The following is a 25,385-nucleotide window of genomic DNA, read 5'->3' on the forward strand; positions in this document are numbered from 1 at the left end:
GTGTGACATGCACGCAAAAACCGGTGGGCACCCCGATGACCTGGGCCTTCACTGCCAGGGCAGCTCCGCGCGCCGCCGCCAGTAGACCTCCGGGTCCTCCACCAGCTCGGCCAGCGAGGCCAGTTGGGCCCCGTCCAGCTCGGTGGCGGCGGCCAGCAGGTTGGAGTGCAGGGATCCGATGTCGGCGGCGCCGGACAGCACGACCCCGGCCCACGGCTGCCGCAGCACCGCGGCGAGCGCCACCGCGTCCGGTCCTACGCCCGCCTCCTGCGCCACCATGTGCAGGTCACGCGGCTCCTGGCCGCCCGCGAGACGCCCGTTGGCCATCGCCTCCTTGACGATGACCTTCAGCCCCGCCTCGTGCGCCTGTGCCAACGCGCCGGCCGCCGACGTCTCCAGCAGGTTGTAGGTGCTCTGGACGGTACGGAAAAGGGGCTCGCCCGCGACGGTGACCTCCAAAGCCGCGCGGATGGCGTCCGCCTGCGCGGGGCCACTCGTGCTGAACCCGATCGTGACGCCGTCCGCCGCGAGCCGGGCCAGCCGCTCGTGCAGGGCGGTGTCGGTCAGCGCCGGGCTGTCGGGGGTGACGGAGTGGATCTGGTACAGGTCGATCCTGTCGCCCAGTTGCGCGCGGCTCTCGGCGAGCTGCCGCTCGAACGCCTCCGGCGCGTGGTCCTTGACCTCGTGCACCTCGGCGTCCGTGCGCCACTCCCCCACGTAGGTGTAGCCCCACTTGCTGCCGACCACCACGTCGTCGGCCTCGGGGTGCTCGCGCAGCCACGCGGCCAGGAACTCCTCGGCCCGCCCGTAGGAGCGGGCCACGTCGAGGTAGCGCACCCCCTGCGCGTAGGCCGCGTCCAGAAGCTCGTGCGTACGGGCGCGCAGCGCCTCCACACTGCGCTCGGCGGGCAGCTGGGCCTCCCGGCCGAGCGTGAGGTAGGCGGGCCGGCCGACCGCGGCCAGCCCCAGACCGAGGTGGGCGGTCGGTGTGGTCGCGGCGGCGAGGCGGGTGAAGGACATCGGCATCTCCCCGGCCGGGTGCCCTCAGGGGCACTGCGGCGTCGGCTGAGGTGTGGACCCGGCGCGGTGCCGGGCGGTGACCCCGATCCGGCCGGGCGGCTGCCGCACCACCGTAGTCGGCTCCGGCGGGCCGCACCACGAGGGACGCGGCACGCCCCGGCCAGCCGCACCGTGGCGCGGGTGACCGGGGCGGTCGGGGTGTCGTGCGGTGGCGCGGCGCACCATGCGCGCCGGCGGGTCAGCGCTTGGCGTCCGCCCACTCGCGCTGCCGGGCCAGGTCGGTGCGGAAGGCGGCGAGCTGGGCCGCCACCGCGGAGGGCGCCGTACCGCCCTTGCCGTCGCGCGCCGCCAGGGCGCCCGGCACGTTCAGCACCTCGCGCACCTCGGGCGTCAGGTGCTCGGAGAGCCCGGCGAACTGTTCGTCCGTCAGCTCGTGCAGCTCGATGCCCGCGCTCTCGCACTCCTTGACGCAGGCGCCCGCGACCTCGTGCGCCACCCGGAAGGGGACGCCGCGTTTGACGAGCCACTCCGCGACGTCGGTGGCCAGCGAGAACCCGGCGGGCGCCAGCTCGGCCATCCGGTCGCCGTGCACGGTGAGGGTGGCCATCATGCCGGTGAACGCGGGCAGCAGCAGCTCCAGCTGGTCGAGGGAGTCGAAGACCGGCTCCTTGTCCTCCTGGAGGTCGCGGTTGTAGGCCAGCGGCAGCGCCTTGAGCGTCGCCATCAGCCCGGTCAGGTTGCCGATCAGCCGCCCGGACTTGCCGCGGGCCAGCTCCGCGATGTCGGGGTTCTTCTTCTGCGGCATGATCGACGAGCCCGTCGAGAAGGCGTCGTCGAGCGTGACGAAGGAGAACTCCTTCGTGTTCCAGATGATGACCTCTTCGGCGATCTTCGAGACGTCCACGCCGATCATCGCCGTGACGAAGGCGAACTCCGCCACGAAGTCGCGGGAGGCCGTCCCGTCGATGGAGTTCGCCGCGCTGCCGCCCTCGAAGCCGAGGTCGGCGGCGACCGCCTCCGGGTCGAGGCCGAGGGAGGACCCGGCCAGCGCCCCGGAGCCGTACGGCGAGACGGCGGTACGCGCGTCCCACTGGCGCAGCCGCTCGGCGTCCCGCGCGAGGGCCTGCGCGTGCGCGAGGACGTGGTGCGCGAACAGGACGGGCTGCGCGTGCTGGAGATGGGTGCGCCCTGGCATCGCGACGTCGGCGTGCGCCTCGGCGAGGCCGACGAGAGCGCCCTGGAGATCGGCCAGCAGGCCGCCGAGGACGCGGGCGTGGTCGCGCAGGTACATCCGGAAGAGCGTGGCGACCTGGTCGTTGCGGGAGCGGCCCGCGCGCAGCTTGCCGCCCAGGTCCTTGCCGAGGCGTCTCAGCAGGCCGCGCTCCAGCGCCGTGTGCACGTCCTCGTCGGCGAGGGTTCCCTGGAAGGCGCCGGAGGCGACGTCCTGTTCGAGGGCGTCCAGGCCGTCGATCATCTGGCGCAGTTCGTCGGCGGTGAGCAGGCCCGCCGTGTGCAGGACGCGGGCGTGGGCGCGGGAGCCCGCGATGTCGTAGGGCGCCAGTCGCCAGTCGAAGTGGACCGACGCGGACAGCTTTTCGAGGGCCTCGGCCGGGCCGTCGGCGAAGCGGCCGCCCCACAGGCGGACGTCTTCGTTGTTGCTGGTCACTGCTGGGGTGCTCCTGCTCCTGAGGTGGTGGGAGTACCCCGGCCCCTCCCCCGCCTGTCCCGCGAGGTGCCCCGCGGTCTCAGGCGGAAGGGAGGGGCCGGGGCAAGAACGTCGGCTACGCCTGCTGGTCGCGCTTGGCCGCCATCTTGGAGGAGAGGCCGAAGATCTCGATGAAGCCCTTCGACATCGACTGGTCGAAGGTGTCGCCCGTGTCGTACGTCGCCAGGTTGAAGTCGTACAGCGACTGCTCGGAGCGCCGGCCCGTGACGACGGCGCGCCCGCCGTGCAGGGTCATCCGGACGTCACCCGACACGTGCTGGTTGGCCTCGGTGATGAAACCGTCGAGCGCCCGCTTCAGCGGGGAGAACCACATGCCGTCGTACACCAGCTCGGTCCACCGCTGCTCGACCTGCCGCTTGTAGCGGGCCAGTTCGCGCTCCACGGTGACGTTCTCCAGCTCCTGGTGCGCGGTGATCAGCGCGAGGGCGCCGGGGGCCTCGTAGACCTCGCGGGACTTGATGCCGACCAGGCGGTCCTCGACCATGTCGATCCGGCCGACCCCCTGGGCTCCGGCGCGCTCGTTGAGCTGCTGGATCGCCTGGAGCACGGTGACGGGCTTGCCGTCGACGGCGACGGGGACGCCCGCGGAGAAGGTGATGACGACCTCGTCGGCCTCGCGCGGGGTGGCGGGGTTGGAGGTGTAGTCGTACACGTCCTCGATCGGGGCGTTCCAGATGTCCTCGAGGAAGCCGGTCTCGACGGCGCGCCCGAAGACGTTCTGGTCGATGGAGTAGGGCGACTTCTTGCTCGTCGCGATGGGCAGGCCCTTCTCCTCGCAGAAGGCGATGGCCTTGTCCCTGGTCATGGCGTAGTCGCGGACGGGCGCGATGCACTTGAGGTCGGGGGCCAGGGAGGAGATGCCGGCCTCGAACCGCACCTGGTCGTTGCCCTTGCCGGTGCAGCCGTGGGCGACGGTACCGGCGCCGTGCTTCTTCGCGGCGGCCACCAGGTGCTTGACGATGGTGGGCCGGGAGAGCGCGGAGACCAGCGGGTAGCGGTCCATGTAGAGCGCGTTGGACTTGATCGCCGGGAGGCAGTACTCGTCGGCGAACTCGTCCTTGGCGTCGGCGACCTCGGCCTCGACGGCACCGCAGGCCAGCGCGCGCTTGCGGATGACGTCCAGATCCTCGCCGCCCTGGCCGACATCGACGGCGACGGCGACGACCTCGGCACCGGTCTCCTCGGCGATCCAGCCGATGCAGACTGAGGTGTCAAGGCCGCCGGAGTAGGCGAGTACGACGCGCTCGGTCACTGGCTTCTCCTTACGTGCATGCGCTGACTGGTATAAGTATGCACTCCCTCGTATGTTTCGTCAACGCACGTCTGACCTGCGACGCAACCCCGGCGCCCGCTCAGAGGCGATCCTCCAGCTCCTCCTCCAGCACCCGGGTGTGACCGATCGAGGGATCCTTCACCGCCGTGACCAGCGTCAGGGTGCCGGCGCCCGACGCGGTCTCCAGCAGCGCGCCGAGCGCCCGCTCACCCTCCCCCGTGGCCAACTCGGCCCGGTAGCGCCGGGCGAACTCCTCGTAGCGGTCGGGGTCGTGCTGGTACCACTTGCGCAGTGCGGTACTGGGCGCGACGCCCTTGTTCCACTCGTCCAGCGCCGCCTTCTCCTTGGACTCCCCGCGCGGCCACACCCGGTCGACCAGCACCCGGACGCCGTCGCTGTCGGGCCTTGACTCCTCGTAGACGCGCCGCACCTGGATCTTCGGCTTCTTCTTTGCCGCCATGACGCCAGAGTGCGGGCACGAGCGGCACCACCGCATGTTGACGCTGTTCACATTGACCCGTTAGCTTACCGCCATGGCTGACTTCCCGAGTCTCGCGCGGCAGATGTGGCACCAGCTCGAACCCGTCTACGCCTCCGTCTACTTCGCTCCCCAGGTCGCCGCGGAGACCGCGGCGCTCGGCTACGACACCACCGAGCGCTGGCCGTCCTACTTCGCCCTGCGGGGGGCGCCGCTCGGCCCCGCCGCCCCCGAGACGGTGACCGCCACCTTCTTCAGCTTCAGTCCGCGCACGGTCGCCACCCACGTGCCCGCGGCCTGGAAGACGGCCACGCCCGAGGCGGTAGTGGCGGCGCGCACCCGGGGCGTGGACGCGGCCCTGCGCGCCGCCCTCGGCGACCGCATCACCGAAGACGGCCTCACCGAGGCGGCGGCACTGGCCAGGAAGGCCGCCGAGGCCGCCGACCTGGCCGGGCGCCCGCTCGCCGCCGCCAACGCGGCGCTGCCCTGGCCAGGGGAGCCGCACCTGGTGCTGTGGCAGGCGGCGAACATCCTGCGCGAGCACCGGGGCGACGGCCACCTCGCCGCACTCCTGACCGCCGGGCTGGACGGCTGCGAGGCGCTGGTCTCCTTCGCCGCGATCGGCGCCGCGCCGGTGGAGAACTTCGCCTCGCGCGGCTGGAGCCCACAGGAGTGGGCCGCCGCCAGAAAGCGGCTCACGGTACGGGGACTGGTGGACGCGGACGGGTCCGCCACCGACGCAGGGCGGGCCCTGCGCGACGAGGTGGAGCGGCGGACGGACGAGTTGGCGGCGGCGCCGTACCGGGCCCTCGGCGCCGCGGGGTGCGCACGGCTCGCGGAGCTGAGCCGCCCCGTTTTCGCGGCCGTCCTGGAGACGGGGCTGCTGCCCGCCCGGTCGACACTGGGGATCCTCACCGTGCCCGCCCCCGCCCCGCGCTGACACGGCACACGGCACCCCCACCGCGCCGGAGGGCCACCGAACGGCCGACCCGGTGGTCCCCGTCGCCAGATCCGCCCGCGGGGGCTTCGTCGTCCGTGCTGCCGGGCGGGCGAGCAGACGCACGCCCGTGCCCCTCGGCAGCGGTCACATCGCGAGACGGCCTTGCGCACCCGCGCAGTGCGGGCGTTTTCTCTGCGGGTGCGAACCGAACAGCAGAACGCCTCCCCGGGCCCGGACGACCCCGCAGGTCCTGCCGGCCCCTCCCCCTCCCCCTCCTCCGACGCGGCCGAGCAGCGCGGCGCGCGCCGCGCGGTGACCGTCTTCCCCGTGCTGGTCCTGCTGGCCGGTGTGCTCGGCCTCCTCGCGCCCGGCACCTTCGAGGGCGGCGGCGAGGCGGTGCCGTACCTGCTCGGTGTGGTGATGTTCTGCATGGGCGTGACGATGACGCCGCGGGACTTCCGGGGCGTGGCCAAGCGGCCGTGGGCGGTGGCGCTCGGGCTGGTCGCGCACTACGTGTTCATGCCCGGACTGGGCTGGCTGGTCGCACACGCGCTCGACCTGTCCCCGCAGCTGGCCGCCGGTGTGATCCTCGTCGGCTGTGCGCCGAGCGGCACCGCCTCCAACGTCGTGACGTACCTGGCGCGGGGCGACGTGGCGCTGTCGGTGTCGGTCGCGACGGTCTCGACGGTGGTGGCGCCCCTGGTGACGCCGCCGCTGACGCTGCTGCTGGCGGGCGAGTACCTGCCGGTGGACGCGGGGTCGATGGTGACCGACATCCTCAAGACGGTACTGCTGCCGGTGCTGGCGGGGCTGGTGGTGCGGCTCGTGGCCTCGCGGCTGGTCACCAGGGCGCTGCCCGTGCTGCCGTGGCTCTCCGCGCTGACCATCGCCGTCATCGTGGCCGTGGTCGTCGCGGGCAGCGCGGACGCCATCAAGTCCGCCGCGGCGCTGGTGATGCTCGCGGTCGTGCTGCACAACGGGCTCGGACTGGCCCTCGGGTACGGCGCCGGGCGGCTGGCCCGGCTCGGCGAACCTTCCAGCCGCGCCATGGCGTTCGAGGTCGGCATGCAGAACTCGGGCCTCGCCGCCTCGCTGGCCACGGCGCACTTCAGCCCGCTGGCAGCGCTGCCGGCCGCGGTCTTCTCCGTGTGGCACAACGTCTCGGGCGCGCTCGCGGCGGCCTGGCTGTCGCGGAAGAAGGGCTGAGACGCGGGGCCGCGGACGAGGCGCGGCCACCGGGCGGGACGGGACCACCGGACGGGGACCCTCGCGTCGTTACCACGGGTTACCCCGGCTGGCGGGCCCCTCTTCCCATCCTTACCGGTAGGTAACTACCGTGGCTCCCGGCGCGCCTTTCCGGGCGCCGACCAACCCAGTGGCCGCAGACCGACCCGGAGGCTCGCCCGTGACTTTCGATCCCGCCCGCTCCCTCGCCCGCGTGATGGGCGGCATGGGGGCGCTGCACTTTCTCGCGCCGAAACCCTTCGACTCGATCGTGCCGCGCTCCCTTCCGGGAAAGGCCCGCGCCTACACCTACGCCAGCGGCGCCGCCGAACTCGCCGTGGCCGCCGCGCTCGCCTTCCCCCGCACGCGCAGGGCGGGCGGACTCGCCGCGGCCGGACTCATCGCGGCCGTCTTCCCGGCCAACGTGCAGATGGCCTACGACTGGCGCGAGCGCCCCGCGCCGCTGAAGGCCCTCGCCTACGGCCGCCTCCCCCTCCAGGTGCCGCTCGCCGCCTGGGCACTGCTCGCCGCGCGCCAGGGCGCCGCCGAGGCCGCGGCGGCAGGCGAAGGCGAGCGGGGCTGACCGGCTCGGCCCGGCCCGTTCCGCGAGGCCCGGCGGCGCGCTCAGCGCTCCTTCTGCGCCAGCGCCAGCAGGTGGTCGGCCAGGGCCTGGCCACCGACCGGATCACGGCTGATCAGCAGCAGGGTGTCGTCGCCGGCGATCGTCCCGATGATCTCGTGCACCCCGGCCTGGTCGATGGCGGAAGCCAGGAACTGCGCGGCTCCCGGCGGGGTACGCAGCACCACGAGGTTCGCGGAGGCCTCCGCGGTGATCAGCAGCTCGCCCGCCAGCCGTGCCATCCGCGCCTCGCTGGCCGACTCGCCCAGCGGAGCCCGGGGGGTGGGGTCCCCGCCCTCGGCGGGAACCGCGTAGATCAGCTCACCCCCGGTGTTGCGGATCTTGACGGCGCCCAGCTCGTCGAGGTCCCGGGAGAGGGTCGCCTGCGTGACCGTGAGCCCGTCGTCGGCCAGCAGCTTGGCCAGCTGGCTCTGGGAGCGGACCGCCTGCCGGTTGAGGATGTCGACGATCCGGCGGTGGCGGGCCATCCGCGTCTGCGGGACGGCCTGCCCCGCCTGGTGCTCCTCGGTCATCGTGCGCGTACCCCTCTTCATCTGTTCCGCGTCGCCGCGTGTCTCATCGCTCCCGGCCGGCTCCGGCGCCGCCCGCCGCGTCGAGGACGGCGGGCAGTGCCCGCACGAACGCGTCCGCCTCCGCCTCGGTGAGGATCAGCGGCGGAGCGATCCTGACGACGTCCGGTGCGACGGAGTTCACCAGGAAACCCGCGTCCTGAGCGGCCTGCTGCGCGCGCGGCGCGATCGGCTCGGTGAGCACGATACCCAGCAGAAGCCCCGCGCCGCGGACCTGAGCGACGCCCGGGTGGTCCAGCCCGAGGATGCCCTCGCGCAACCGGGTGCCGACGCGCTTGACGTGGTCGAGCAGCCCGTCGGCCGCGATCGTCTCCAGGACGGCGAGTCCGGCCGCGCAGGCGACCGGGTTGCCGCCGAAGGTGGAGCCGTGCTGGCCGGGCTCCAGCAGCTCGGCCGCGTCCCCGAAGGCGAGCGTGGCCCCCAGCGGCAGCCCGCCGCCCAGCCCCTTGGCGAGCGTGACCAGGTCGGGCTCCACACCCTCTGCCTGGCAGGAGAACCAGTGGCCCGTCCTGCCGACACCGGTCTGGATCTCGTCCACGACCAGCAGCGTGCCGGTGGCGGCGGTGATCTCCCTGGCGGCGGCCAGGTAGCCCGCGGGCGGCAGCACGACGCCGTTCTCGCCCTGGACGGGCTCCAGGATCACGAAGGCCGTCCGGTCGGTGACCGCCGCGCGCAGCGCCTCGACGTCCCCGTACGGGACGTGGGTGACCTCCCCGGGCAGCGGGCGGAACGGCTCCTGCTTGCCGGACTGCCCGGTCAGGGCGAGGGCTCCCATGGTGCGGCCGTGGAATCCGCCCTCGGCCGCGACCATGTGGGTGCGCCCCGTGCGCCGGCCGATCTTGAAGGCGGCCTCCACCGCCTCGGCACCGGAGTTGGCGAAGTACACCCGGCCCGGCCTGCCCGCCACCTCCAGCAGCTTCTCGGCGAGCGCGACGGGCGGCTCGGCGATGAAGAGGTTGGAGACGTGGCCGAGGGTGGCGATCTGGTCCGAAACGGCGCGGACGACGGCCGGGTGTCCCGTGCCCAGCGCGTTGACCGCGATGCCGCCGACGAAGTCCGTGTACTGCCTGCCCTCCGCGTCCCACAACTGGGTCCCCTCACCGTGGGTCAGCGGGACGCGCGGAGTGCCGTAGTTGTTCATCAGCGCGCCCTGCCACCGGCCGGTGAGGGCGGAGTTGTCGTGGGCGATGGTCATGCGGGGCCCTCCGCTTTCCGTGGCTGTGTCCGAAGGTCGTCGGGTGCCTGCGCCCTGGGTTCCGGGACGGCGTCGGGCACGACCATGGTGCCGATCCCCTCGTCCGTGAAGATCTCCAGCAGGATGGAGTGCGGCACCCGCCCGTCCAGCACCCGCGCCGTGTGCACGCCGCCGCGCACCGCGTGCAGGCAGCCCTCCATCTTGGGAACCATTCCGCTGGCCAGCTCCGGCAGCAGCTTCTCCAGCTGGGAGGCGGTCAGTTCGCTGATCACGTCGTCGCTGCGCGGCCAGTCCGCGTACAGGCCCTCCACGTCGGTGAGGACCATCAGTGTCTCGGCGCCCAGCGCCGCGGCCAGGGCGGCGGCCGCGGTGTCGGCGTTGACGTTGAAGACCCCGCCGTCGCCGGCGTCCGCGCTGTGGGCGATGGACGAGATCACCGGGATGCGGCCGTCGTCCAGCAGCGCCTCGATCGCGCCGGTGTCGACGGAGGTGATGCTGCCCACCCGGCCCAGGTCGACCGCCTCGCCGTCGATCTCGGCGAAGTGCCGGGTGGCCGCCATGATGCGGGCGTCCTCCCCGGTCATGCCGACGGCCAGCGGCCCGTGCTGGTTGAGCAGGTTGACCAGCTCGCGCTGCACCTGCCCGGCCAGCACCATCCGCACCACGTCCATCGTCTCCGGCGTGGTCACCCGCAGCCCGGCACGGAACTGAGACTCCAGGCCGAGCGCGTCGAGCTGCTTGCTGATCTGCGGGCCGCCGCCGTGCACCACCACCGGGCGCAGGCCCGCGTGGCGCAGGAAGACGACGTCCTGCGCGAAGGCCGCCTTCAGCTCCTCGTCCACCATGGCGTTGCCGCCGAACTTGATGACGACGGTCCTGCCGTGGTGCCGGGTCAGCCAGGGCAGCGCCTCGATGAGGGTCTGCGCCTTGGGCAGCGCGGTGTGTTTGCGGGTGCTCGCCTCGCTGGTGCTCATGACGAGTAGGCGCTGTTCTCGTGGACGTAGTCGGCCGTCAGGTCGTTGGTCCAGATGACGGCGGACGCCGAGCCGGCGTGCAGGTCCGCGGTGACCCGGACCTCGCGGAAGCGCATGTCGACCTTGTCGCGGTCCTCGCCGACCGCACCGGCGCGGCAGACCTGGACGCCGTTGATGGCGACGTCCAGCGCATCGGGGTCGAAGGCGGCGGCCGTGGTGCCGATGGCCGCCAGCACCCGGCCCCAGTTGGGGTCCTCGCCGTGCACGGCGCACTTGAAGAGGTTGTTGCGGGCGATGGTGCGGCCGACGGTGACGGCCTCGTCCTCACTCGCGGCGTTCACGACCTCGATGCGGATGTCCTTGGTGGCGCCCTCCGCGTCGTGGACGAGCTGCTGGCCCAGGTCGTCGCAGACCGCGCGCACCGCCTCGGCGAACTCGGCCTGCTCGGCGCGTACCCCGCTCGCCGCCGAGGACAGCAGCAGCACCGTGTCGTTGGTGGACATGGCGCCGTCGGAGTCGATGCGGTCGAAGGTGGTGCGGGTCGCGCCGCGCAGAGCCCCCTCCAGCTCGTCGGCGGACAGATCCGCGTCGGTGGTCAGGACGACGAGCATGGTGGCCAGGCCGGGCGCGAGCATGCCCGCGCCCTTGGCCATGCCGCCGACGGTCCATCCCGCGGGGCTGGAGATGCGGGCCGTCTTGTGCACGGTGTCGGTGGTCTTGATGGCGAGCGCCGCCTTCTCACCGCCGTGTTCGGACAGCGCCGAGGTCGCCGCACCGACGCCCGGCAGCAGCTTGTCCATCGGCAGCCGCAGCCCGATCAGCCCGGTGGAGGCGACGGCGATCTCGCCCGCGCCGTGTTCGGTGCCGGTGGCCGCCGTCAGCTCCTCGGCGACCTTCTCCGCGGTGGCGTGGGCGTCCTGGAAACCGGGCGCGCCGGTGCAGGCGTTGGCGCCACCGGAGTTGAGGACCACGGCTGAGAGCCGGCCGTCCCTCAGCACCTGCTCGGACCACAGGACAGGGGCCGCCTTGACGCGGTTGGCGGTGAAGACCCCCGCAGCCGCGCGGCTCGGCCCGGTGTTGACGACGAGCGCGAGGTCGAGGCCCCCGCTCTCCTTGATCCCGGCGGCGACACCGGCCGCCGTGAAACCCTTGGCGGCTGTCACGCTCATGGTGCGACTCCGATCGTGGAAAGTCCCAGCCCCTCGTCCAGGCCGAGGGCGAGGTTCATGCTCTGGACGGCACCGCCCGCGGTGCCCTTGGTGAGGTTGTCGACGGCGGCGACGACCAGGAGACGGGCCGCGTCCGGGTCGTGCGCCACCTGGAGGTGGACGGAGTTGGAGCCGACGACCGAGGCGGTGGACGGCCACTGCCCCTCAGGGAGCACGGTGACGAACGGCTCGTCCTGGTAGGTCTTCTCGTAGACGGCGCGCAGCTGCTCGGCCGCCGTGCCGGGCGCCGCCTTCGCGCTGCACGTGGCGAGGATGCCGCGCGCCATGGGGGCCAGGGTCGGGGTGAAGGAGACGCTGACGCGCCGCCCGGCGGCCGCCGAGAGGTTCTGGATCATCTCGGGGGTGTGCCGGTGGACGCCGCCGACGCCGTAGGGGCTCATCGAGCCCATCACCTCGCTGCCCAGCAGGTGCGGCTTGAGTGCCTTGCCCGCTCCCGAGGTTCCGGTCGCCGCGACGATCACCGCCTCGGGAGCCTCGGGATCGGCGAGGCCGCCCGCGAAGGCGGGCACCAGCGCGAGGGAGACGGCCGTGGGGAAGCACCCGGGCACGGCGACGCGCTTGCTGCCGCGCAGCGCCGCGCGGGCGCCGGGCAGCTCGGGCAGCCCGTAGGGCCAGGTACCGGCGTGCGGAGTGCCGTAGTAGCGCTCCCAGTCGGCGGCGTCGGCCAGCCGGAAGTCGGCTCCGCAGTCGATGACGAGCGGCCCGTGCGCCACGGTGCCGAGCTGCTCGGCGACGGCGGCGGACTGCCCGTGCGGAAGCGCGAGGAAGACCACGTCGTGGCCGCGCAGCACCTCGGCGCTCGTCTCCTCCAGCACGCGGTCGGCGAACGGCACCAGGTGCGGTTGCAGCGCCCCGAAGCGCTGTCCCGCGTTGCTGTTGCCGGTCAGCGCCCCCACCTCGACCTCGGGGTGCCCGGCCAGCACCCGCAGGAGTTCACCCCCCGCGTACCCGCTCGCACCCGCCACTGCCGCACGCACTGTCATGTGACCTCCTCCTCGAAGGCATGACTATACGCATGGCGGCAGTTTTATGCAATGAATGGTGTGATCAGCGGCCGGGAGACGCGGCTCGGCGTTCGGGTCGGCTACTGGGCCGTGTAGCCGCCGGACTCCGGACCGGGCCGGAAACCCCTCGCCCGGCACCCCGTCGTCCAGCCCCGCCCTCCGGCCGGCCGGCCATCCGTTCAGCGCCGTGGCCCCCGCCGGCGCGAGCCGGACGCGCACCTGGGCGAGCGGAACACGGCGGGCCGGCGGACTGGGAGCGGGGAAACCCTCGTGCGGTGCGCGCCGCCCCCGGCGATACTCGCGGGCATGCTCGATTTCTCCGACTTCGACACCCGCGGCTACCGCACCGTTGACGTCGCCACCGGATACGGCCAGTGGGTCGGCACCTACGAGGACACCGTCGAGGACGTGATGGACCTCGCGCTGCTGGAGGAGCTGACCGCCGTCGACTGGGGGCGCCTGCGCCACGTGGCCGACCTCGGCTGCGGCACGGGGCGGACCGGCGCCTGGCTGCGGCAGCGTGGCGTCTCCGGCACGCTGGACGGGGTGGATCTGACACCCGGGATGCTGCGGGTCGCCCGCGCCAAGGGCGCGCACGACCGGCTCGCGGAGGGCGACGTACGGGCCACCGGTCTGGAGTCCGGCGCCTACGACCTGGTGATCTCCTCGCTCATCGACGAACACCTGCCCGAGCTGGGCCCTTACTACACGGAGGCCGGCCGGCTCGCGGCGCCCGGTGGGTTCTGCGTCGTCGTCGCGATCCACCCGCATTTCATCATGGCCTCCGGCATGCCGACCCACTTCACCGACGGCTCGGGTGAACACATCGCCATCAGCACCCACATCCACCTGCTCAGCGACCATGTGACGGCGGGGCTCGGGGCCGGGTGGCGGCTCGTGGAGATGCGCGAGGGAATCGTCGACGGGCGCTGGCTGGAGCGCAAACCCCAGTGGGAGAAGTACCGCAACCACCCGGTCTCGGCCGCCCTGGTGTGGCAGCGGGACGGCGCGGCGTGAGCGAGTCCGTCCCCGGCGAGGCGTGCGCTTGCCCTGGAGTGCGCTCCAAGACCTAGCGTCAGCGACCGGAACCGTACACGGCACACCACAGCACCACGGAGGCACCCGCATGACCACCCTCCCCACCCGCCGGCTGGGCGAACTGACCGTCTCCGGGCAGGGGCTCGGCTGCATGGGCATGAGCCACGGCTACGGCTCGGCCGACGACCGGACCTCGATCGACACCCTCCACCACGCCCTCGACCTGGGCGTCACCCTCTGGGACACCTCCGACTTCTACGGCGCGGGCCACAACGAGGAACTCGTCGGCCGGGCCGTCGCAGGCCGCCGCGACGAGGTGGTGCTGGCCACCAAGTTCGGGTTCGCCAACAAGCTGGGCGAGGCCACGCTCATCCGGGGAGACGCCGCCTGGGTCAGGCAGGCGTGCGAGGCCTCACTGCGACGGCTGGGCACCGACCACATCGACCTCTACTACCAGCACCGCGTCGACCCCCGGGTGCCGATCGAGGAGACCGTCGGCGCCATGGCCGAACTGGTGGCCGAGGGCAAGGTGCGCCACCTCGGGCTCTCCGAAGCCGGCGCGGCCACTCTGCGGCGCGCCCACGCCGTCCACCCGATCAGCGCCCTGCAAAGCGAGTGGTCGCTGTGGACCCGCGACATCGAGGAGGAGATCGCACCGGTCTGCCGCGAACTCGGCATCGGCATCGTGCCGTTCTCGCCGCTGGGCCGCGGCTTTCTGACCGGACGCTACGCCTCCGTCGACGCCATGGAGGAGACGGACTCGCGGCGGAACATGCCCCGGTTCGCCGACGGCAACTTCGACCGGAACCTGGCGATCGTCCAGCGCCTGACCGAACTCGCCGCACAGCGCGGGGTCACCGCCGGGCAGCTCGCACTGGCGTGGGTACAGCACCGCGGCGAGGACGTGGTGCCGATCCCCGGCACCCGGCGGCGCACCTACCTGGAGGAGAACGTCGAGGCGCTCACCCTCTCCCTCACCGGCGAAGAGCTGGCGGCCATCGAGGCGGCCGCGCCCCGCGACCAGGTCGCCGGCGCCCGCTACGACGAGGGAAACCTCTCCTACGTCAACGGGTGAGCCGCGCCGCCCTCTTGTGCCCTCGCTCGGGACGCGGGGGTCGCCGGTGACGGCGGTACCGGTTCAGCCGCTCGGCAGCACCTGGCCACAGGCCGTGCCCAGCCGCCGGACGCCCTCGACGATGTCGCTCTCGGCCGCCGCCGGCGCGAACGTCACCCTCAGGTGCGGGGCCGGGGATTCGGCGGCGAAGTAGGGGGCGCCGGGCGCGACCGCCACCCCGGCGCGCAGGGCGGCGGCGGCCAGCGTGGTCTCGTCCGTACCGTCGGGGAGCCGCAGCCACAGGTGGTAGCCGCCGCGCGGGGCGTGGCCGAGGTGGAGCGCGGGCACCTCGCGGGCCAGTGCGCCCAGCATGATCTCGCGGCGTATCCGCAACTCGGTGCCCACGGCGCGCAGATGACGGGACCAGGCGGGCGCCCCGACCAGTTCCAGCGCGGCCTCCTGGAGCGGCCGCGGGACGAAGAAGCTGTCGACGATCTGAATGGCGCGCAACCGCTCCCACACGGGCCCGCGCGCGGCGAGCGCGCCCACGCGCAAGCTGGGCGAGGTCGCCTTGGTCAGGGACCGGATGTGGACGACCACGCCGTCCGGGTCCTCGGCGCACAGCGTGGGCGGCAGCGGCCCGGCGTCCTCGTGCGCGAGGTTCCTGGCGAAGTCGTCCTCCACCACGAAGGCGCCCGCCGCACGCGCCGCCCGCAGCACCTCGCCGCGCCGCCGCGGGCTCAGCACGGCGCCCGTCGGATTCTGGAACAGCGGCTGGCAGACCAGTGCGCGGGCGCCGCTGGCACGGAACGCCGCCGCCAGCAGATCGGGGCGCACGCCCTCGCAGTCCACGGGCACCGGCACGGGGCGCAGCCCCGACGCGCGGGCCGCGGCCAGCATGCCGGGGTAGGTGGGCGACTCGACCAGCACGGCGGCCCCCGGGGGCGCCAGCGCGCGCAGCGCGGTGGTGATCGCCGACTGCCCGCCCGCGGTGATCAGGACGTCGCCGGGGGCCACCGTCCCGGCGCTCCCGCCGATCTCCCGGGCGAACCAGCCGCGCAGCTCCTCCAGACCCTCGACCGGCGGCCTGCCCCAGGCGCCCGGGCGGCGGGCCGCGCGGGCGAGCGCGGCGGCCAGCGCCTTCTCGGGCTGGAGACCGGGCGGCAGGTAGCCGCCGTTCAGCTCCAGCACGCCGGGCGGCGGCCTGTCGAGCGTCGCGGTCACACCGCCCGCATCCACGCTGCGGGGCGCCTGGTCGGCGGAGGCGTCGGCACTCAGCGCGACCTCCTGCCACGAGGTGTCGCCCCGCTGCCCGGACGCCGTGTCGGCGCGCCGGGCCTCGGCCCTGTACACCCCGGCCCCCGGTCTGGTGACGACCAGCCCCTCGGCTGCCAGTACGGCCAGTGCCCGCGAGACGGTCACGGGGCTGGCGCGGAACCGCTGCACGAGGGCCCGGCTGGACGGCAGCTTCTCACCCGGCGAGTAGCGGTCCAGCTCCCCACGCAACCATTCAGCCAGTTCGGCGATACTGCTACGCTCAGACATGAGAGCATACGATAGCGCTATCGACGAGCCGAGGATAACGGCCCCGGCGTGGGACACCGGCCTGGCGGGGGCCGCCCGCCGGGCGGGGACGAGCGGGCCGGCACCGGACAGGGCGGTCCGCGCCGGAGTATGGCTGGCCGTCGCCGGTGTCGTCTGCTTCTCCCTCACCTTTCCCGCCACCGACTGGTCCCTGCGCGGCTTCGGCCCCTGGACGGCGACCGCGTTGCGGATGCTGAGCGCCGGGGTGATCGCCGCGGTGACGCTGGGTGTGCGCCGGGTGCCGCTGCCCGCCCGTCGGCACTGGGCGGGGCTCGCGGTGGCGGCATCGGGCGTCGTGATCGGGTTCCCCCTGCTGACGACGCTCGCGTTGCAGACCTCGACGACCTCGCACGCCGCTGTCGTGGTGGGGCTGCTCCCGCTGACCACGGCCGTCTACTCCTCGCTGCGCACCGGAGCGCGGCCCTCCCCGGCCTTCTGGGGCGCCGCGCTGGCGGGCGCGGCGGTGGTGGTCACCTTCGCGCTGTACCAGAGCGGCGGCGCGCCCGGCGCCGGCGACCTCTTCCTGTGCGGAGCCCTGCTGGTCTGCGCCGCCGGATACGCCGAGGGCGGCAAGCTGGCGCGGGAGCTCCCCGCTTCGGAGGTGATCGGCTGGGCGCTGGTGGGCTGTCTGCCGCTGGCCGCCGTGAGCAGCGCCCTCGCACTGGCGTACGAGCCGGTGGCGTTGACGGGGCAGGCGGCGGCGGGCCTGGCGTGGAGCGCGCTGGGCTCGCAGTTTCTCGGGCTGCTGTTCTGGTACCGGGCGATGGGGCTCGTCGGTGTCTCCAGGACGAGCCAGGTGCAGTTGGCGCAGCCGCTGCTTACGCTGGTATGGGCGGTGCTGCTGCTCGGCGAGCGCCTGACCCCCGCCGCTCCCGCGGCGGCGCTCGCCGTACTGGTGTGCATCGTGGTCGTACAGCGCACCCGCGCGTGAGAACACGCGGGCAGGCGGACTCCGGAGGGCGAGTGGAGGTACATGCCATGCGAGCCAACACAGGCGACGAACTGCTGATGCACGGACGGGTCGTGGGACAGCAGGACAGGACGGCGACGATCGTCGAGGTGATGGGCGCCAGGGGCGAGCCCCCGTACCGTGTGCGCTTCGACGACGGCCACGAGGCGGTGGTCTCCCCCGGCCCGGACTCCGTGGTGCAGGAACCGCACGGGCAGGGACAGCGCTGAGCCGGCGGGAAGCGCACGCACCGCGCTGAGGGGCCGGCGCGGCCGTGTGGCGCGGCGCCCGCACCGGACGCCGCGCCGCATACGGCCTCGCTCGCGTCCCTCGACTCCCCCGACCACGCAGAGCACGCACAGGTGACCTTTCGCACCCGGTCTCCATCCGGCGTTCCCCCACGGGTAACGTCGGGCGGCGAAGCGGCTGCGTCCGGTGCTCCGACAGCCCGGTGAACGGCCGCTGCGGACCGTGAAGATCAGCGAAAGGCACGAGGTGACGGAGTCTGTAGCCGGCGTGGAGCGCGTCGGAGTGGTGGGCTGTGGCCAGATGGGTGCGGGTATCGCGGAGGTGTGCGCGCGGTCCGGGCTCGACGTGCTGGTCGCGGAGACGACCGGCGAGGCGCTGGAGATCGGCCGAACCCGGCTGGTCAACTCGCTCGGCAAGGCGGCTGACCGGGGGAAGATGAGCCGTCAGGAGTGCGACGAGACGCTGGAGCGGCTGACCTTCACCACGGATCTGGGCGACTTCGCCGACCGTGACCTCGTCATCGAGGCCGTCATCGAGAACGAGCAGGTCAAGACCGAGATCTTCCAGGTGCTCGACCAGGTGGTGACCAGTCCGGAGGCGATCCTGGCGTCGAACACCTCCTCGATCCCGCTGGTGAAGCTCGCCGTCGCAACCTCCCGTCCCGACCAGGTCATCGGCATCCACTTCTTCAACCCGGCCCCGATACAGCGTCTGGTGGAGCTGATTCCTGCGCTGACCACCGGCGAGGAGACCATCAAGCGCGCCGAGGCGGTCGTCGGCGGGACGCTGGGCAAGCACACCATCCGGGCGCAGGACCGGTCAGGGTTCGTCGTCAACGCGCTGCTGATCCCGTACCTGCTCTCCGCCGTCCGGATGTTCGAGTCCGGCATCGCCAGCCGTGAGGACATCGACAACGGCATGGAGCTGGGCTGCGCCCACCCCATGGGCCCCCTCAAGCTCGCCGACCTCATCGGCCTCGACACCGTCGCCTCGGTCGCCGACTCGATGTACGCGGAGTTCAAGGAGCCGCTGTACGCGGCTCCCCCGCTGCTCCAGCGGATGGTCGACGCGGGCCGCCTGGGCCGCAAGGCGGGCGCCGGCTTCTACGCCTACTCCTGAGCACCCCCAACGAGTGGCCTGCCCCGGGCCCGGCGGAACGCGGACGCCCAGGGCAGGCGGTGGGCGGTGGACGCCAGGCGGCAGGCGCGCCGCCGCGGCCGGTTCACACCGCGGGCGTGCCGGCCGTCGGCTCGTCCCCCGGATCGGGGTCGTTCCCGTCCTTCGCCGGGGCAGCGGTGTCGTTCCCGTCCTGCGCCTGGGCGGCGGTGTCGTCCGGCGCGGCTCCTGGCGTCGCCTTCGAGATCTCGTCGGGAAGCGCGGCGGGCTCCGGCTCGACCGGTCCCGCGCCGAGCGCCGCACCGGCCTCGGCCGCCTCACGCACCCCCGCAACGGGCGGCACGCCCGCTCCCGCACCCGCGCCCGCATCCGGGGCGCCGGCCGGTGGCCGCTCCTCGCCCGGTGGCGCCCCCGCGTCCTGCGGTGCGCCCGGCTTGCGCAGCTTCCGCACCGTCCGCCTGCGCGCCGCACCGACCGACGTGCGCACGACGGAGAGGGGCTTGGCGACCGACTCCAGCGGCTTGCGCTCGGCGTCCACGCCGAGGAAGGTCTCGGCCAGACCGCCGATGACCATGATGACGGCGCCGACGAGGAACCCGACGTAGAGCCTGCCCCGGTTGCTGCCGTCGCCGATCAGCCAGCCGTACAGGTAAGGGCCCGTCGCCCCCGCGGCCTGCCCGATGGCGAAGAAGAGCGCGATGGCCTTGCCGCGTACCTCCAGCGGGAAGATCTCACCGGCCGTCAGATAGCCCGAGGACGCGCCGGCCGAGGCGAAGAAGAAGATCACGCACCAGGCGACGGTCTGCGTGGTCGCCGTCAGGACGTTCGCCGCGAACAGGGAGGCGGTCACCGCCAGCGCGCACCCGGAGAAGAGATAGGTGCCGGCGATCAGCCAGCGGCGGCCGACGATGTCGAAGAGGGGACCCAGCACGATCGGCCCGAGCAGGTTCCCGGCGGCGAAGGCCAGCAGGTACATCGGGGCGCTCGCGGCGGAGACGCCGTAGAACGTGGTGAGCACCAGCGTGTAGGTGAAGAAGATCGCGTTGTAGAGGAACGACTGGGTGATCATCAGGGTCGAGGCCAGCACGGCGCGCTTGGGGTACTCCCTGAAGAGCACCCGCAGCAGCGTCACGTAGGTGCTGTGCGCCGACTCGCTGATCTCGATGGCGTCCTTCTCGTCGACCGGCGGCAGCTTCTTGCCGTGCCGGCGCACGGCCGCCTCGATGCGGCCGATCGCGGCTTCCGCCTCGGCCTCCCTCCCGTTCATGATCAGCCAGCGTGGACTCTCCGGCAGATGGCGGCGTACGAACAGCACGGAGAAGCCGAGCACGGGGCCGAGCAGGAAGCCGATGCGCCAGGCGACGGTGTCGTCGAAGTAGGCGAGGATCACCAGCTCGGCGAGGGTGCCGACGATGGCGCCCGCCCAGTAAGTGCCGTTGACCAGCAGGTCGACCCGGCCCCGGAAGCGCGCCGGCATCATCTCCTGGATGGCCGAGTTGATGGCGGCGTACTCACCTCCGATGCCGGTGCCGGCGATGAAGCGGGTCAGGTAGAGGTACGCGTCCCAGCCGGGGCCCTGCCCGTAGGTCAGCGCGGTCATGCCGCTGCCGAACAGGTAGACGCCGAACGTGAGCAGGAAGAGCTTCCGGCGCCCGAACCTGTCGGCCATCCGGCCGAAGAAGAGCGCGCCCGTCACCTGTCCGACCAGGTAGACGGTCGCGATCAGACCCGCTTCGCTGGAGGACAGCCCGAGGGTGTCCTCCTGGGTGAGGATCGAGGTGACCGAGCTGGCGACCGTGATCTCCAGCCCGTCGAGGATCCACGCACAGCCCAGCGCCGCGATCATCTTCGTGTGGAAGCCGGACCAGGGCATCCGGTCGATACGTGCAGGGATCAGGCTGCGGAGCGGAGCGTCCGCCGGACGGGATGATGAGTTCGCTGCTGCCACCTCGTCACCCGTAACCAGCCTCGCCCCCGCACCCGGAGCCCGACCGGTCATCTCACCCGAAAAGATGAGGCGCCACGGCGGAGGGGACACCCGCCGGTGACGGATGTCCCCTCCCCCCCCCCCCGGCGCGCGCCGGGGAGGGGTGGCCCGTTCTCAGGCCCCGCGCAGCACCGCGCCGGTGCGCTCGACGGCCTCCGCGACGGCCGCGTCCCGCGCGGAGGAAGCCTCCTCCGCCTTCAGCGTCCGGTCGAAGGCACGGAAGCGCAGCGCGTAGGCCAGCGACTTGCGGCCCGCCCCGAGCTGTTCGCCGGTGAAGACGTCGAACAGCCGCAGCGACTCCAGCAGCTCACCGGCGCCCGCGCGCAGCGCGCTCTCCACCTCGGCGGCCGGCACCGCGGCATCCACCACCAGGGCCACGTCCTGGGTGGCCACCGGGAACGTGGACACGTGCGGGGCGCGCAGCGCGCCCGCGCCGGCGCGCTCCACCAGGTCGAGGTCGAGTTCCATCGCGCAGGTGCGCGGCGGCAGCCCGAGCGCCTTGAGGGCGCGCGGGTGCAGCTCACCGGCGTGGCCTGCCAGGGTGCGGTCGCCGTCGATCTCGACGTGGAGCGCGGCGCACCGGCCCGGGTGCCAGGGCACGTACCGGCCGCTCTCCAGCGTCAGCTCGACGCCCGCCTCAGCGGCCACGGTGCGGGCGGCCTCGATGGCGTCGGCCCAGTCGGCGGGGCGGCCACCGCCCCACCAGCCGGCCCGCTCACGGGCGCCCGCCAGGACGACCGCCACGTGCCGGGGCTGCTCGGGCAGCGCACCGTCCAGGGAGGCCACCTGCTCGTCGGTGGGCCGCTGGGTGACGGGCAGCCGCTCGGCGACCGTCTCGGTGCCGGTCGGCAGGAACACCAGACCGGTCTCGAACAGCGCCAGGTCGTGGCTGCCGCGGCCGTCGTTGCGGCGCAGCGCGCCCAGCAGCCCCGGCAGCAGCGTGGTGCGCAGCCCCGGCTCCTCGTCGGAGAGCGGATTGACCAGCTGGACGGTGCGGCGGCGCGCGTCGCCCGGCTCCAGGCCGAGCTGGTCGAAGACGGCTTCGCCCACGAACGGGTACGACAGCGCCTCGACGTAGCCGGCGCCCGCCAGGGCACGGCCCACGCGGCGGTGCAGCCGCTGCCGCTCGGTCAGCCCGCGGCCCGGCAGCGGCCTGGGCAGGGTGGAGGGCAGGTTCTCGTAGCCCTCCAGGCGGATGACCTCTTCGGCCAGGTCGTTGGGGTCGCTCAGGTCGGGCCGCCAGGACGGCACGGTGACCGTCAGCTCTTCGGGACCCTCGGTGGACCGCTCGCCGCCTTCCAGGGCGCTCGGGCCGATGTCCCCGTAGACATCGCAGCCGACCTGCTGGAGGCGGCGCACGACGGTCTCGCGGCCGTAGCCGACGCCCGCGACCCTGTCGGGGTGGTCGGCGGCCATCCGGACGGTGCGCGGGCCCGAGGGGGTGCGGATCTCGGTGACGCCGGGCTCCACGGTGCCGCCGGCCAGCAGCACCAGCAGGTCGACGCTGCGCTGTGCCGCGGCGGCCGCCGCCTCCGGGTCGACGCCCCGCTCGAAGCGGCGGGAGGCCTCGGAGGAGAGCTTGTGGCGGCGCGCGGTGCGGGCCACCCGCACCTGGTCGAAGTGGGCGGCCTCGATCACCACGTCCGTGGTGCGCTGCGCCTCGCCACCGCCCTCGCCGTCGGCGATATCGGTGTTGGCGCCGCCCATGACACCCGCGAGGCCGATGGGCCCGCGGTCGTCGGTGATGACCAGGTCCTCGGGGTCGAGGACGCGCGCCACGCCGTCGAGCGTGGTCAGCTTCTCCCCGCTGCGGGCCGCTCGCACCCCGATCGGTCCCTCGACGCGGTGGCGGTCGTAGGCGTGCAGCGGCTGGCCCAGTTCCAGCATCACGTAGTTGGTGATGTCGACCGGCAGCGAGACCGGGCGCATGCCGGCCTTCTGGAGCCTGCGCCTGAGCCAGATCGGCGAGACCGCGCCGGGGCGCAGCCCCGACACCGTACGGGCGGTGAACCGGTCGCAGCCCAGCGGGTCGGCGACCTCGACGGGGTACCCGTGCGCGTTGGGCGTGGCCACGTCCAGCAGCGCCGGGTCGCGCAGCGGCACCCCGTAGGCGGTGGCCGTCTCGCGGGCCAGGCCGCGCATCGACAGGCAGTAGCCGCGGTCGGGGGTGACGGCGATGTCGAGGACCTCGTCGACGAGCTCCAGCAGCTCGATGGCGTCGGCGCCCACCTCGGCCTCGGGCGGCAGCACCATGATCCCGTCGTGGTCCTCGCCCATGCCCAGCTCGCGCTCGGAGCAGATCATGCCCTCGGAGACGTGACCGTAGGTCTTGCGGGCGCTGATCTCGAACCCGCCGGGCAGCACGGCGCCGGGCAGCACGACGACGACGTTGTCGCCGACGGCGAAGTTGGTGGCCCCGCAGACGATGTTCTGCGGGGCCTCAGGGCCCCGGCCGACGTCCACCTGGCAGTAGCGGATCGGCTTCTTGAAGCCGGTCAGCTCCTCGATGGCCAGCACCCGGCCCACCACCAGCGGACCGGTGAGACCGGCTCCGGTCTGCTCGACCGTCTCGACCTCGAGACCGGCCGCGATCAGCCTGGCCGCGACGTCCCGGCCGGACTCGGAGGCCGGCACCTCGACGTACTCCCGGAGCCACGACAGCGGCGCCCGCATCAGATCTCCATCCCGAACGGCCTGGTGAAGCGCACGTCACCCTCGACCATGTCTCGCATGTCCTCGACGTTGTGGCGGAACATCAGCATCCGCTCGATGCCGAACCCGAAGGCGAACCCGCTGTAGCGCTCCGGGTCGACGCCGCAGGCCGTCAGCACCCGCGGGTTGACCATGCCGCAGCCGCCCAGCTCGATCCAGCCCTCGCTGGAGCAGGTGCGGCACGGGTTGTCCGGGTCTCCCACGGACGCGCCCCGGCACACGAAGCACACCATGTCCATCTCGGCGGACGGCTCGGTGAAGGGGAAGTAGGAGGGCCGCAGCCGCGTGCCCAGGCCCTCGCCGAACAGCGCCCGCACCATGTGGTCGAGCGTGCCCCTGAGGTCGGCCATGGTCAGGCCCTCGTCGATGGCCAGCAGCTCGACCTGGCCGAAGACGGGGGTGTGTGTGGCGTCCAGCTCGTCGGTGCGGTACACGCGGCCCGGGCAGATGACGTAGACCGGCAGCTCGCGCTCCAGCAGCGACCGGATCTGCACCGGCGAGGTGTGGGTACGCAGCACGACGCCGGAGTCCTCCTCGGTCGGCGAGCCGTCCCGGCCGCGCACGAAGAAGGTGTCCTGCATGGTGCGGGCCGGGTGGTCGGGCCCGATGTTGAGGGCGTCGAAGTTCAGCCACTCCGCCTCGACCTCGGGGCCCTCGGCCACCTCGTAGCCCATCGCGACGAAGACGTCCTCGACGCGTTCCGAGAGCGTCGTCAGCGGGTGGCGGGCGCCGGCGGGGCGGCGGTCGTAGGGCAGCGTGACATCCACGGCCTCCTCGACCAGCACCCGCTCGTCGCGCTCCCGCTCCAGCTCTTCCTGGCGGGCCTTGAGCGCCTTGCTGACCGCGCCCCTCGCCTGCCCGACACGCTTGCCGGCCTCGGCCTTCGCGTGCGGGGGCAGGGCGCCGATCTCGCGGTTGGCCAGCGCCAGCGGGGAGCGGTCGCCCGCGTGGGCCACCTTCACCTCGCGCAGTGCCTCCAGATCACCGGCCGCCGCGACGGCGGCGAGCGCCTCGTCTGTGGCCCGGTCGATCTCTTCCGGTTTCAGTGCCTCGACCTCGACAGGGTCGTACGACTTGTTGGGTGCCGACATCTCTTCCCGTGGTTTCCGATTGTCTCCCAGCTGTCGCTGGGAGAGTGCCCCCTGGCTGCGCCCCGTCCCGGACATGCGTGCCGGGGCCCGAGTCTACGGGGGCGTACCCGAGGACGGGTAAGCGGAGGCCGCGGCAGCGGCCTGGGTCAGGTTCCGGGGTGGGCCCGTGCGCGCCGTGTGATCGCGGATCAGCGGGATCGGATCCGTCAGGCCAGGAAGGCCGGGGCGCCCACGGGCAGGGTAAATCGGAACCGGGCGCCGCCCACGGGCGCCCGCTCGACGGTGATCACGCCACCGTGTGCCTCGACGATGCCCTTGACGATGTAGAGGCCCAGGCCCGTGCCGCCGCGCCTGCTGCCCCGCCAGAAGCGGGTGAACACACGGCTCATGGACTCCTCCGGAATGCCGGGCCCCTCGTCGGTGACCGTGACGGTCGTGGCCTTCTCCCCAGGTTCCCCGGGATCGCGCGGGGACGAGGCGGGCTGGACCTCGATGGTGACAGTTCCCTCGCCGTGCCGCACCGCGTTTTCCAGCAGGTTGCCGAGCACCTGGTCGATCTTGTCCGGGTCCGCCCACAGGTCGGGCAGGTCGGCCGCGATGTCGACCGCGAAGCGGGAGTCCGGCTCGCCCGCCGCGAGGTGGGCGCCCACGTGCCGCCGCACGGCCCTGGCGATGTCCAGCCGCTGGCGGCGCACCTCCAGTCTCCCCGAGTCGATCCGGGAGATGTCGAGCAGCTCGGCGATCAGGCGGGTCACGCGGCCCGCGTCCGCGTCGACGGTCTGGAGCATCAGCCGCTTCTGGTCGTCGGTGAACCGCCCCCACTTGGCCAGCAGGGTGGCGGTGAAACCCTTGACGGAGGTGAGGGGCGAGCGCAGTTCGTGGGCGACGGTGGCGATCAGCTCGGCGTGGCTGCGCTCGGTGCGCCGCCGCGCCTCGGTACCGCGCAGAGTGACGACGACGCGCTGGACGGGGCCCCCCGCCCGCGCGCGGACGTACCGCGCCGAGACCAGTACCTCGTGTCCGCCCGGCAGCAGCAGGTTCCGCTCGGGGTGCCCGTTGCTGATCGCCAGGCCGCGATAGGGGTCGGTCAGCTGCCACCAGCGACGTCCGTCCAGATCCTCGAGCGGCAGCACGGCGGGCAGCGGACTGCCCAGCGCCTCGCCGGGCTCCCGGCCTGTGAGGCGGGCCGCCGCCGCGTTGAAGCAGACGACGTCGCCGCCTGCGTCGGCGATCACGAGCCCGTCGGGCAGGTCGTCGGGGTTCACATCCATCCCGTACCGCCCCTTTCCGACACCTCGTCCCGCCACCCGGGGCCGACACCCTACTAGCTCAG

The 25,385-nt window shown here is 73.2% G+C and carries 22 protein-coding genes; 8 read left to right on the top strand and 14 right to left on the bottom strand.

All coding sequences use genetic code 11. The features are described 5' to 3' along the window. Nucleotides 1-48: 48 nt before the first annotated feature. The 4 genes from DQ392_RS13010 to DQ392_RS13025 form a co-directional block, all read right to left on the bottom strand. A complete protein-coding gene (locus DQ392_RS13010) occupies nucleotides 49-1,020 on the bottom strand; it encodes an aldo/keto reductase (protein ID WP_114015730.1) in 972 nt (323 codons plus the stop codon). 238 nt (nucleotides 1,021-1,258) lie between these two features. Then, a complete protein-coding gene (gene argH, locus DQ392_RS13015) occupies nucleotides 1,259-2,686 on the bottom strand; it encodes an argininosuccinate lyase (RefSeq protein WP_114015731.1) in 1,428 nt (475 codons plus the stop codon). A 115-nt stretch (nucleotides 2,687-2,801) separates the two neighbouring features. After that, nucleotides 2,802-3,998, bottom strand: coding sequence for an argininosuccinate synthase (locus tag DQ392_RS13020; protein ID WP_114015732.1), 1,197 nt, complete (start codon nucleotides 3,996-3,998; stop codon nucleotides 2,802-2,804). 100 nt (nucleotides 3,999-4,098) lie between these two features. Further along, nucleotides 4,099-4,479 carry a DUF488 domain-containing protein gene (locus tag DQ392_RS13025; RefSeq protein ID WP_114015733.1) on the bottom strand — a complete coding sequence of 127 codons (381 nt, stop codon included), beginning with the start codon at nucleotides 4,477-4,479 and terminating at the stop codon, nucleotides 4,099-4,101. A gap of 73 nt (nucleotides 4,480-4,552) precedes the next feature. Here DQ392_RS13025 and DQ392_RS13030 point away from each other — a divergent pair, with 73 nt between their 5' ends. The 3 genes from DQ392_RS13030 to DQ392_RS13040 all read left to right on the top strand — a co-directional run bounded on the left by DQ392_RS13030 (nucleotide 4,553) and on the right by DQ392_RS13040 (nucleotide 7,244). After that, nucleotides 4,553-5,437, top strand: coding sequence for an SCO6745 family protein (locus DQ392_RS13030; RefSeq protein ID WP_114015734.1), 885 nt, complete (start codon nucleotides 4,553-4,555; stop codon nucleotides 5,435-5,437). 198 nt (nucleotides 5,438-5,635) lie between these two features. After that, nucleotides 5,636-6,643, top strand: coding sequence for a bile acid:sodium symporter family protein (locus DQ392_RS13035; protein ID WP_245981411.1), 1,008 nt, complete (start codon nucleotides 5,636-5,638; stop codon nucleotides 6,641-6,643). Nucleotides 6,644-6,878: 235 nt separating this feature from the next. Further along, complete coding sequence (locus tag DQ392_RS13040; protein WP_114015810.1) at nucleotides 6,879-7,244, top strand: DoxX family protein; 366 nt, start codon at nucleotides 6,879-6,881, stop codon at nucleotides 7,242-7,244. A 41-nt stretch (nucleotides 7,245-7,285) separates the two neighbouring features. Here DQ392_RS13040 and DQ392_RS13045 read toward each other — a convergent pair whose 3' ends face one another. From DQ392_RS13045 to argC, 5 genes are read right to left on the bottom strand one after another with little or no spacing between them, the layout of a single operon-like run. After that, a complete protein-coding gene (locus DQ392_RS13045; RefSeq protein ID WP_114015811.1) occupies nucleotides 7,286-7,813 on the bottom strand; it encodes an arginine repressor in 528 nt (175 codons plus the stop codon). Nucleotides 7,814-7,856: 43 nt separating this feature from the next. Beyond that, nucleotides 7,857-9,065, bottom strand: coding sequence for an acetylornithine transaminase (locus DQ392_RS13050; protein WP_114015736.1), 1,209 nt, complete (start codon nucleotides 9,063-9,065; stop codon nucleotides 7,857-7,859). After that, nucleotides 9,062-10,039, bottom strand: coding sequence for an acetylglutamate kinase (gene argB / locus DQ392_RS13055; protein WP_114015737.1), 978 nt, complete (start codon nucleotides 10,037-10,039; stop codon nucleotides 9,062-9,064). Before argB ends, DQ392_RS13050 begins: the two co-directional genes overlap by 4 nt. After that, nucleotides 10,036-11,208 carry a bifunctional glutamate N-acetyltransferase/amino-acid acetyltransferase ArgJ gene (argJ, locus tag DQ392_RS13060; protein WP_114015738.1) on the bottom strand — a complete coding sequence of 391 codons (1,173 nt, stop codon included), beginning with the start codon at nucleotides 11,206-11,208 and terminating at the stop codon, nucleotides 10,036-10,038. The genes argB and argJ overlap by 4 nt, the downstream gene beginning before the upstream one ends. After that, nucleotides 11,205-12,251, bottom strand: coding sequence for an N-acetyl-gamma-glutamyl-phosphate reductase (argC, locus tag DQ392_RS13065; protein WP_114015739.1), 1,047 nt, complete (start codon nucleotides 12,249-12,251; stop codon nucleotides 11,205-11,207). The genes argJ and argC overlap by 4 nt, the downstream gene beginning before the upstream one ends. Nucleotides 12,252-12,578: 327 nt before the next feature. Here argC and DQ392_RS13070 point away from each other — a divergent pair, with 327 nt between their 5' ends. Together DQ392_RS13070 and DQ392_RS13075 are read left to right on the top strand one after the other, a co-directional pair. Next, entirely contained in the window at nucleotides 12,579-13,289 is a 711-nt protein-coding gene (locus DQ392_RS13070; protein ID WP_114015812.1) for a class I SAM-dependent DNA methyltransferase, read from the top strand. A 109-nt stretch (nucleotides 13,290-13,398) separates the two neighbouring features. Next, a complete protein-coding gene (locus DQ392_RS13075) occupies nucleotides 13,399-14,385 on the top strand; it encodes an aldo/keto reductase (protein ID WP_114015740.1) in 987 nt (328 codons plus the stop codon). 63 nt (nucleotides 14,386-14,448) lie between these two features. Here the strand turns inward: DQ392_RS13075 and DQ392_RS13080 are convergent, their stop codons facing one another. Further along, complete coding sequence (locus DQ392_RS13080; protein WP_114015741.1) at nucleotides 14,449-15,909, bottom strand: aminotransferase-like domain-containing protein; 1,461 nt, start codon at nucleotides 15,907-15,909, stop codon at nucleotides 14,449-14,451. Between DQ392_RS13080 and DQ392_RS13085 the strand changes: the two genes are divergently transcribed. The 3 genes from DQ392_RS13085 to DQ392_RS13095 all read left to right on the top strand — a co-directional run bounded on the left by DQ392_RS13085 (nucleotide 15,908) and on the right by DQ392_RS13095 (nucleotide 18,265). Next, on the top strand, nucleotides 15,908-16,879 hold the full coding sequence (locus DQ392_RS13085) for a DMT family transporter (RefSeq protein WP_114015742.1): 972 nt from the start codon (nucleotides 15,908-15,910) through the stop codon (nucleotides 16,877-16,879). The two genes, DQ392_RS13080 and DQ392_RS13085, sit on opposite strands and share 2 nt — an antisense overlap. Before the next feature lie 47 nt (nucleotides 16,880-16,926). Next, nucleotides 16,927-17,127, top strand: coding sequence for a DUF1918 domain-containing protein (locus DQ392_RS13090; RefSeq protein WP_114015743.1), 201 nt, complete (start codon nucleotides 16,927-16,929; stop codon nucleotides 17,125-17,127). Between the two features lie 265 nt (nucleotides 17,128-17,392). Then, nucleotides 17,393-18,265, top strand: coding sequence for a 3-hydroxybutyryl-CoA dehydrogenase (locus DQ392_RS13095; RefSeq protein WP_181856407.1), 873 nt, complete (start codon nucleotides 17,393-17,395; stop codon nucleotides 18,263-18,265). Between the two features lie 103 nt (nucleotides 18,266-18,368). Here DQ392_RS13095 and DQ392_RS13100 read toward each other — a convergent pair whose 3' ends face one another. The 4 genes from DQ392_RS13100 to DQ392_RS13115 all read right to left on the bottom strand — a co-directional run bounded on the left by DQ392_RS13100 (nucleotide 18,369) and on the right by DQ392_RS13115 (nucleotide 25,323). Then, complete coding sequence (locus DQ392_RS13100; RefSeq protein WP_245981412.1) at nucleotides 18,369-20,135, bottom strand: MFS transporter; 1,767 nt, start codon at nucleotides 20,133-20,135, stop codon at nucleotides 18,369-18,371. Nucleotides 20,136-20,363: 228 nt separating this feature from the next. Then, complete coding sequence (gene pheT, locus DQ392_RS13105) at nucleotides 20,364-22,922, bottom strand: phenylalanine--tRNA ligase subunit beta (protein ID WP_114015744.1); 2,559 nt, start codon at nucleotides 22,920-22,922, stop codon at nucleotides 20,364-20,366. After that, nucleotides 22,922-24,052, bottom strand: a complete 1,131-nt coding sequence (pheS, locus tag DQ392_RS13110) for a phenylalanine--tRNA ligase subunit alpha (protein ID WP_114015745.1) — start codon at nucleotides 24,050-24,052, stop codon at nucleotides 22,922-22,924. Before pheS ends, pheT begins: the two co-directional genes overlap by 1 nt. A gap of 206 nt (nucleotides 24,053-24,258) precedes the next feature. Continuing rightward, entirely contained in the window at nucleotides 24,259-25,323 is a 1,065-nt protein-coding gene (locus DQ392_RS13115) for a sensor histidine kinase (RefSeq protein WP_114015746.1), read from the bottom strand. Nucleotides 25,324-25,385: the final 62 nt, after the last annotated feature.

The organism is Streptomyces reniochalinae (genome assembly GCF_003323735.1).
GTDB classification, from domain to species: Bacteria; Actinomycetota; Actinomycetes; order Streptomycetales; family Streptomycetaceae; genus Streptomyces; species Streptomyces reniochalinae.

Excerpts from the sequence above, each read along its gene's own strand:
- DQ392_RS13010 (WP_114015730.1), bottom strand. The coding sequence starts at position 1,020 with ATGTCCTTCACCCGCCTCGCCGCCGCGACCACACCGACCGCCCACCTC.
- DQ392_RS13025 (WP_114015733.1), bottom strand. The coding sequence starts at position 4,479 with ATGGCGGCAAAGAAGAAGCCGAAGATCCAGGTGCGGCGCGTCTACGAG.
- DQ392_RS13030 (WP_114015734.1), top strand. The coding sequence starts at position 4,553 with ATGGCTGACTTCCCGAGTCTCGCGCGGCAGATGTGGCACCAGCTCGAA.
- DQ392_RS13040 (WP_114015810.1), top strand. The coding sequence starts at position 6,879 with ATGGGCGGCATGGGGGCGCTGCACTTTCTCGCGCCGAAACCCTTCGAC.
- DQ392_RS13045 (WP_114015811.1), bottom strand. The coding sequence starts at position 7,813 with ATGACCGAGGAGCACCAGGCGGGGCAGGCCGTCCCGCAGACGCGGATG.
- DQ392_RS13050 (WP_114015736.1), bottom strand. The coding sequence starts at position 9,065 with ATGACCATCGCCCACGACAACTCCGCCCTCACCGGCCGGTGGCAGGGC.
- argB (WP_114015737.1), bottom strand. The coding sequence starts at position 10,039 with ATGAGCACCAGCGAGGCGAGCACCCGCAAACACACCGCGCTGCCCAAG.
- argJ (WP_114015738.1), bottom strand. The coding sequence starts at position 11,208 with ATGAGCGTGACAGCCGCCAAGGGTTTCACGGCGGCCGGTGTCGCCGCC.
- argC (WP_114015739.1), bottom strand. The coding sequence starts at position 12,251 with ATGACAGTGCGTGCGGCAGTGGCGGGTGCGAGCGGGTACGCGGGGGGT.
- DQ392_RS13070 (WP_114015812.1), top strand. The coding sequence starts at position 12,579 with ATGCTCGATTTCTCCGACTTCGACACCCGCGGCTACCGCACCGTTGAC.
- DQ392_RS13075 (WP_114015740.1), top strand. The coding sequence starts at position 13,399 with ATGACCACCCTCCCCACCCGCCGGCTGGGCGAACTGACCGTCTCCGGG.
- DQ392_RS13085 (WP_114015742.1), top strand. The coding sequence starts at position 15,908 with ATGAGAGCATACGATAGCGCTATCGACGAGCCGAGGATAACGGCCCCG.
- DQ392_RS13080 (WP_114015741.1), bottom strand. The coding sequence starts at position 15,909 with ATGTCTGAGCGTAGCAGTATCGCCGAACTGGCTGAATGGTTGCGTGGG.
- DQ392_RS13090 (WP_114015743.1), top strand. The coding sequence starts at position 16,927 with ATGCGAGCCAACACAGGCGACGAACTGCTGATGCACGGACGGGTCGTG.
- DQ392_RS13100 (WP_245981412.1), bottom strand. The coding sequence starts at position 20,135 with ATGCCCTGGTCCGGCTTCCACACGAAGATGATCGCGGCGCTGGGCTGT.
- pheT (WP_114015744.1), bottom strand. The coding sequence starts at position 22,922 with ATGCGGGCGCCGCTGTCGTGGCTCCGGGAGTACGTCGAGGTGCCGGCC.
- pheS (WP_114015745.1), bottom strand. The coding sequence starts at position 24,052 with ATGTCGGCACCCAACAAGTCGTACGACCCTGTCGAGGTCGAGGCACTG.
- DQ392_RS13115 (WP_114015746.1), bottom strand. The coding sequence starts at position 25,323 with ATGGATGTGAACCCCGACGACCTGCCCGACGGGCTCGTGATCGCCGAC.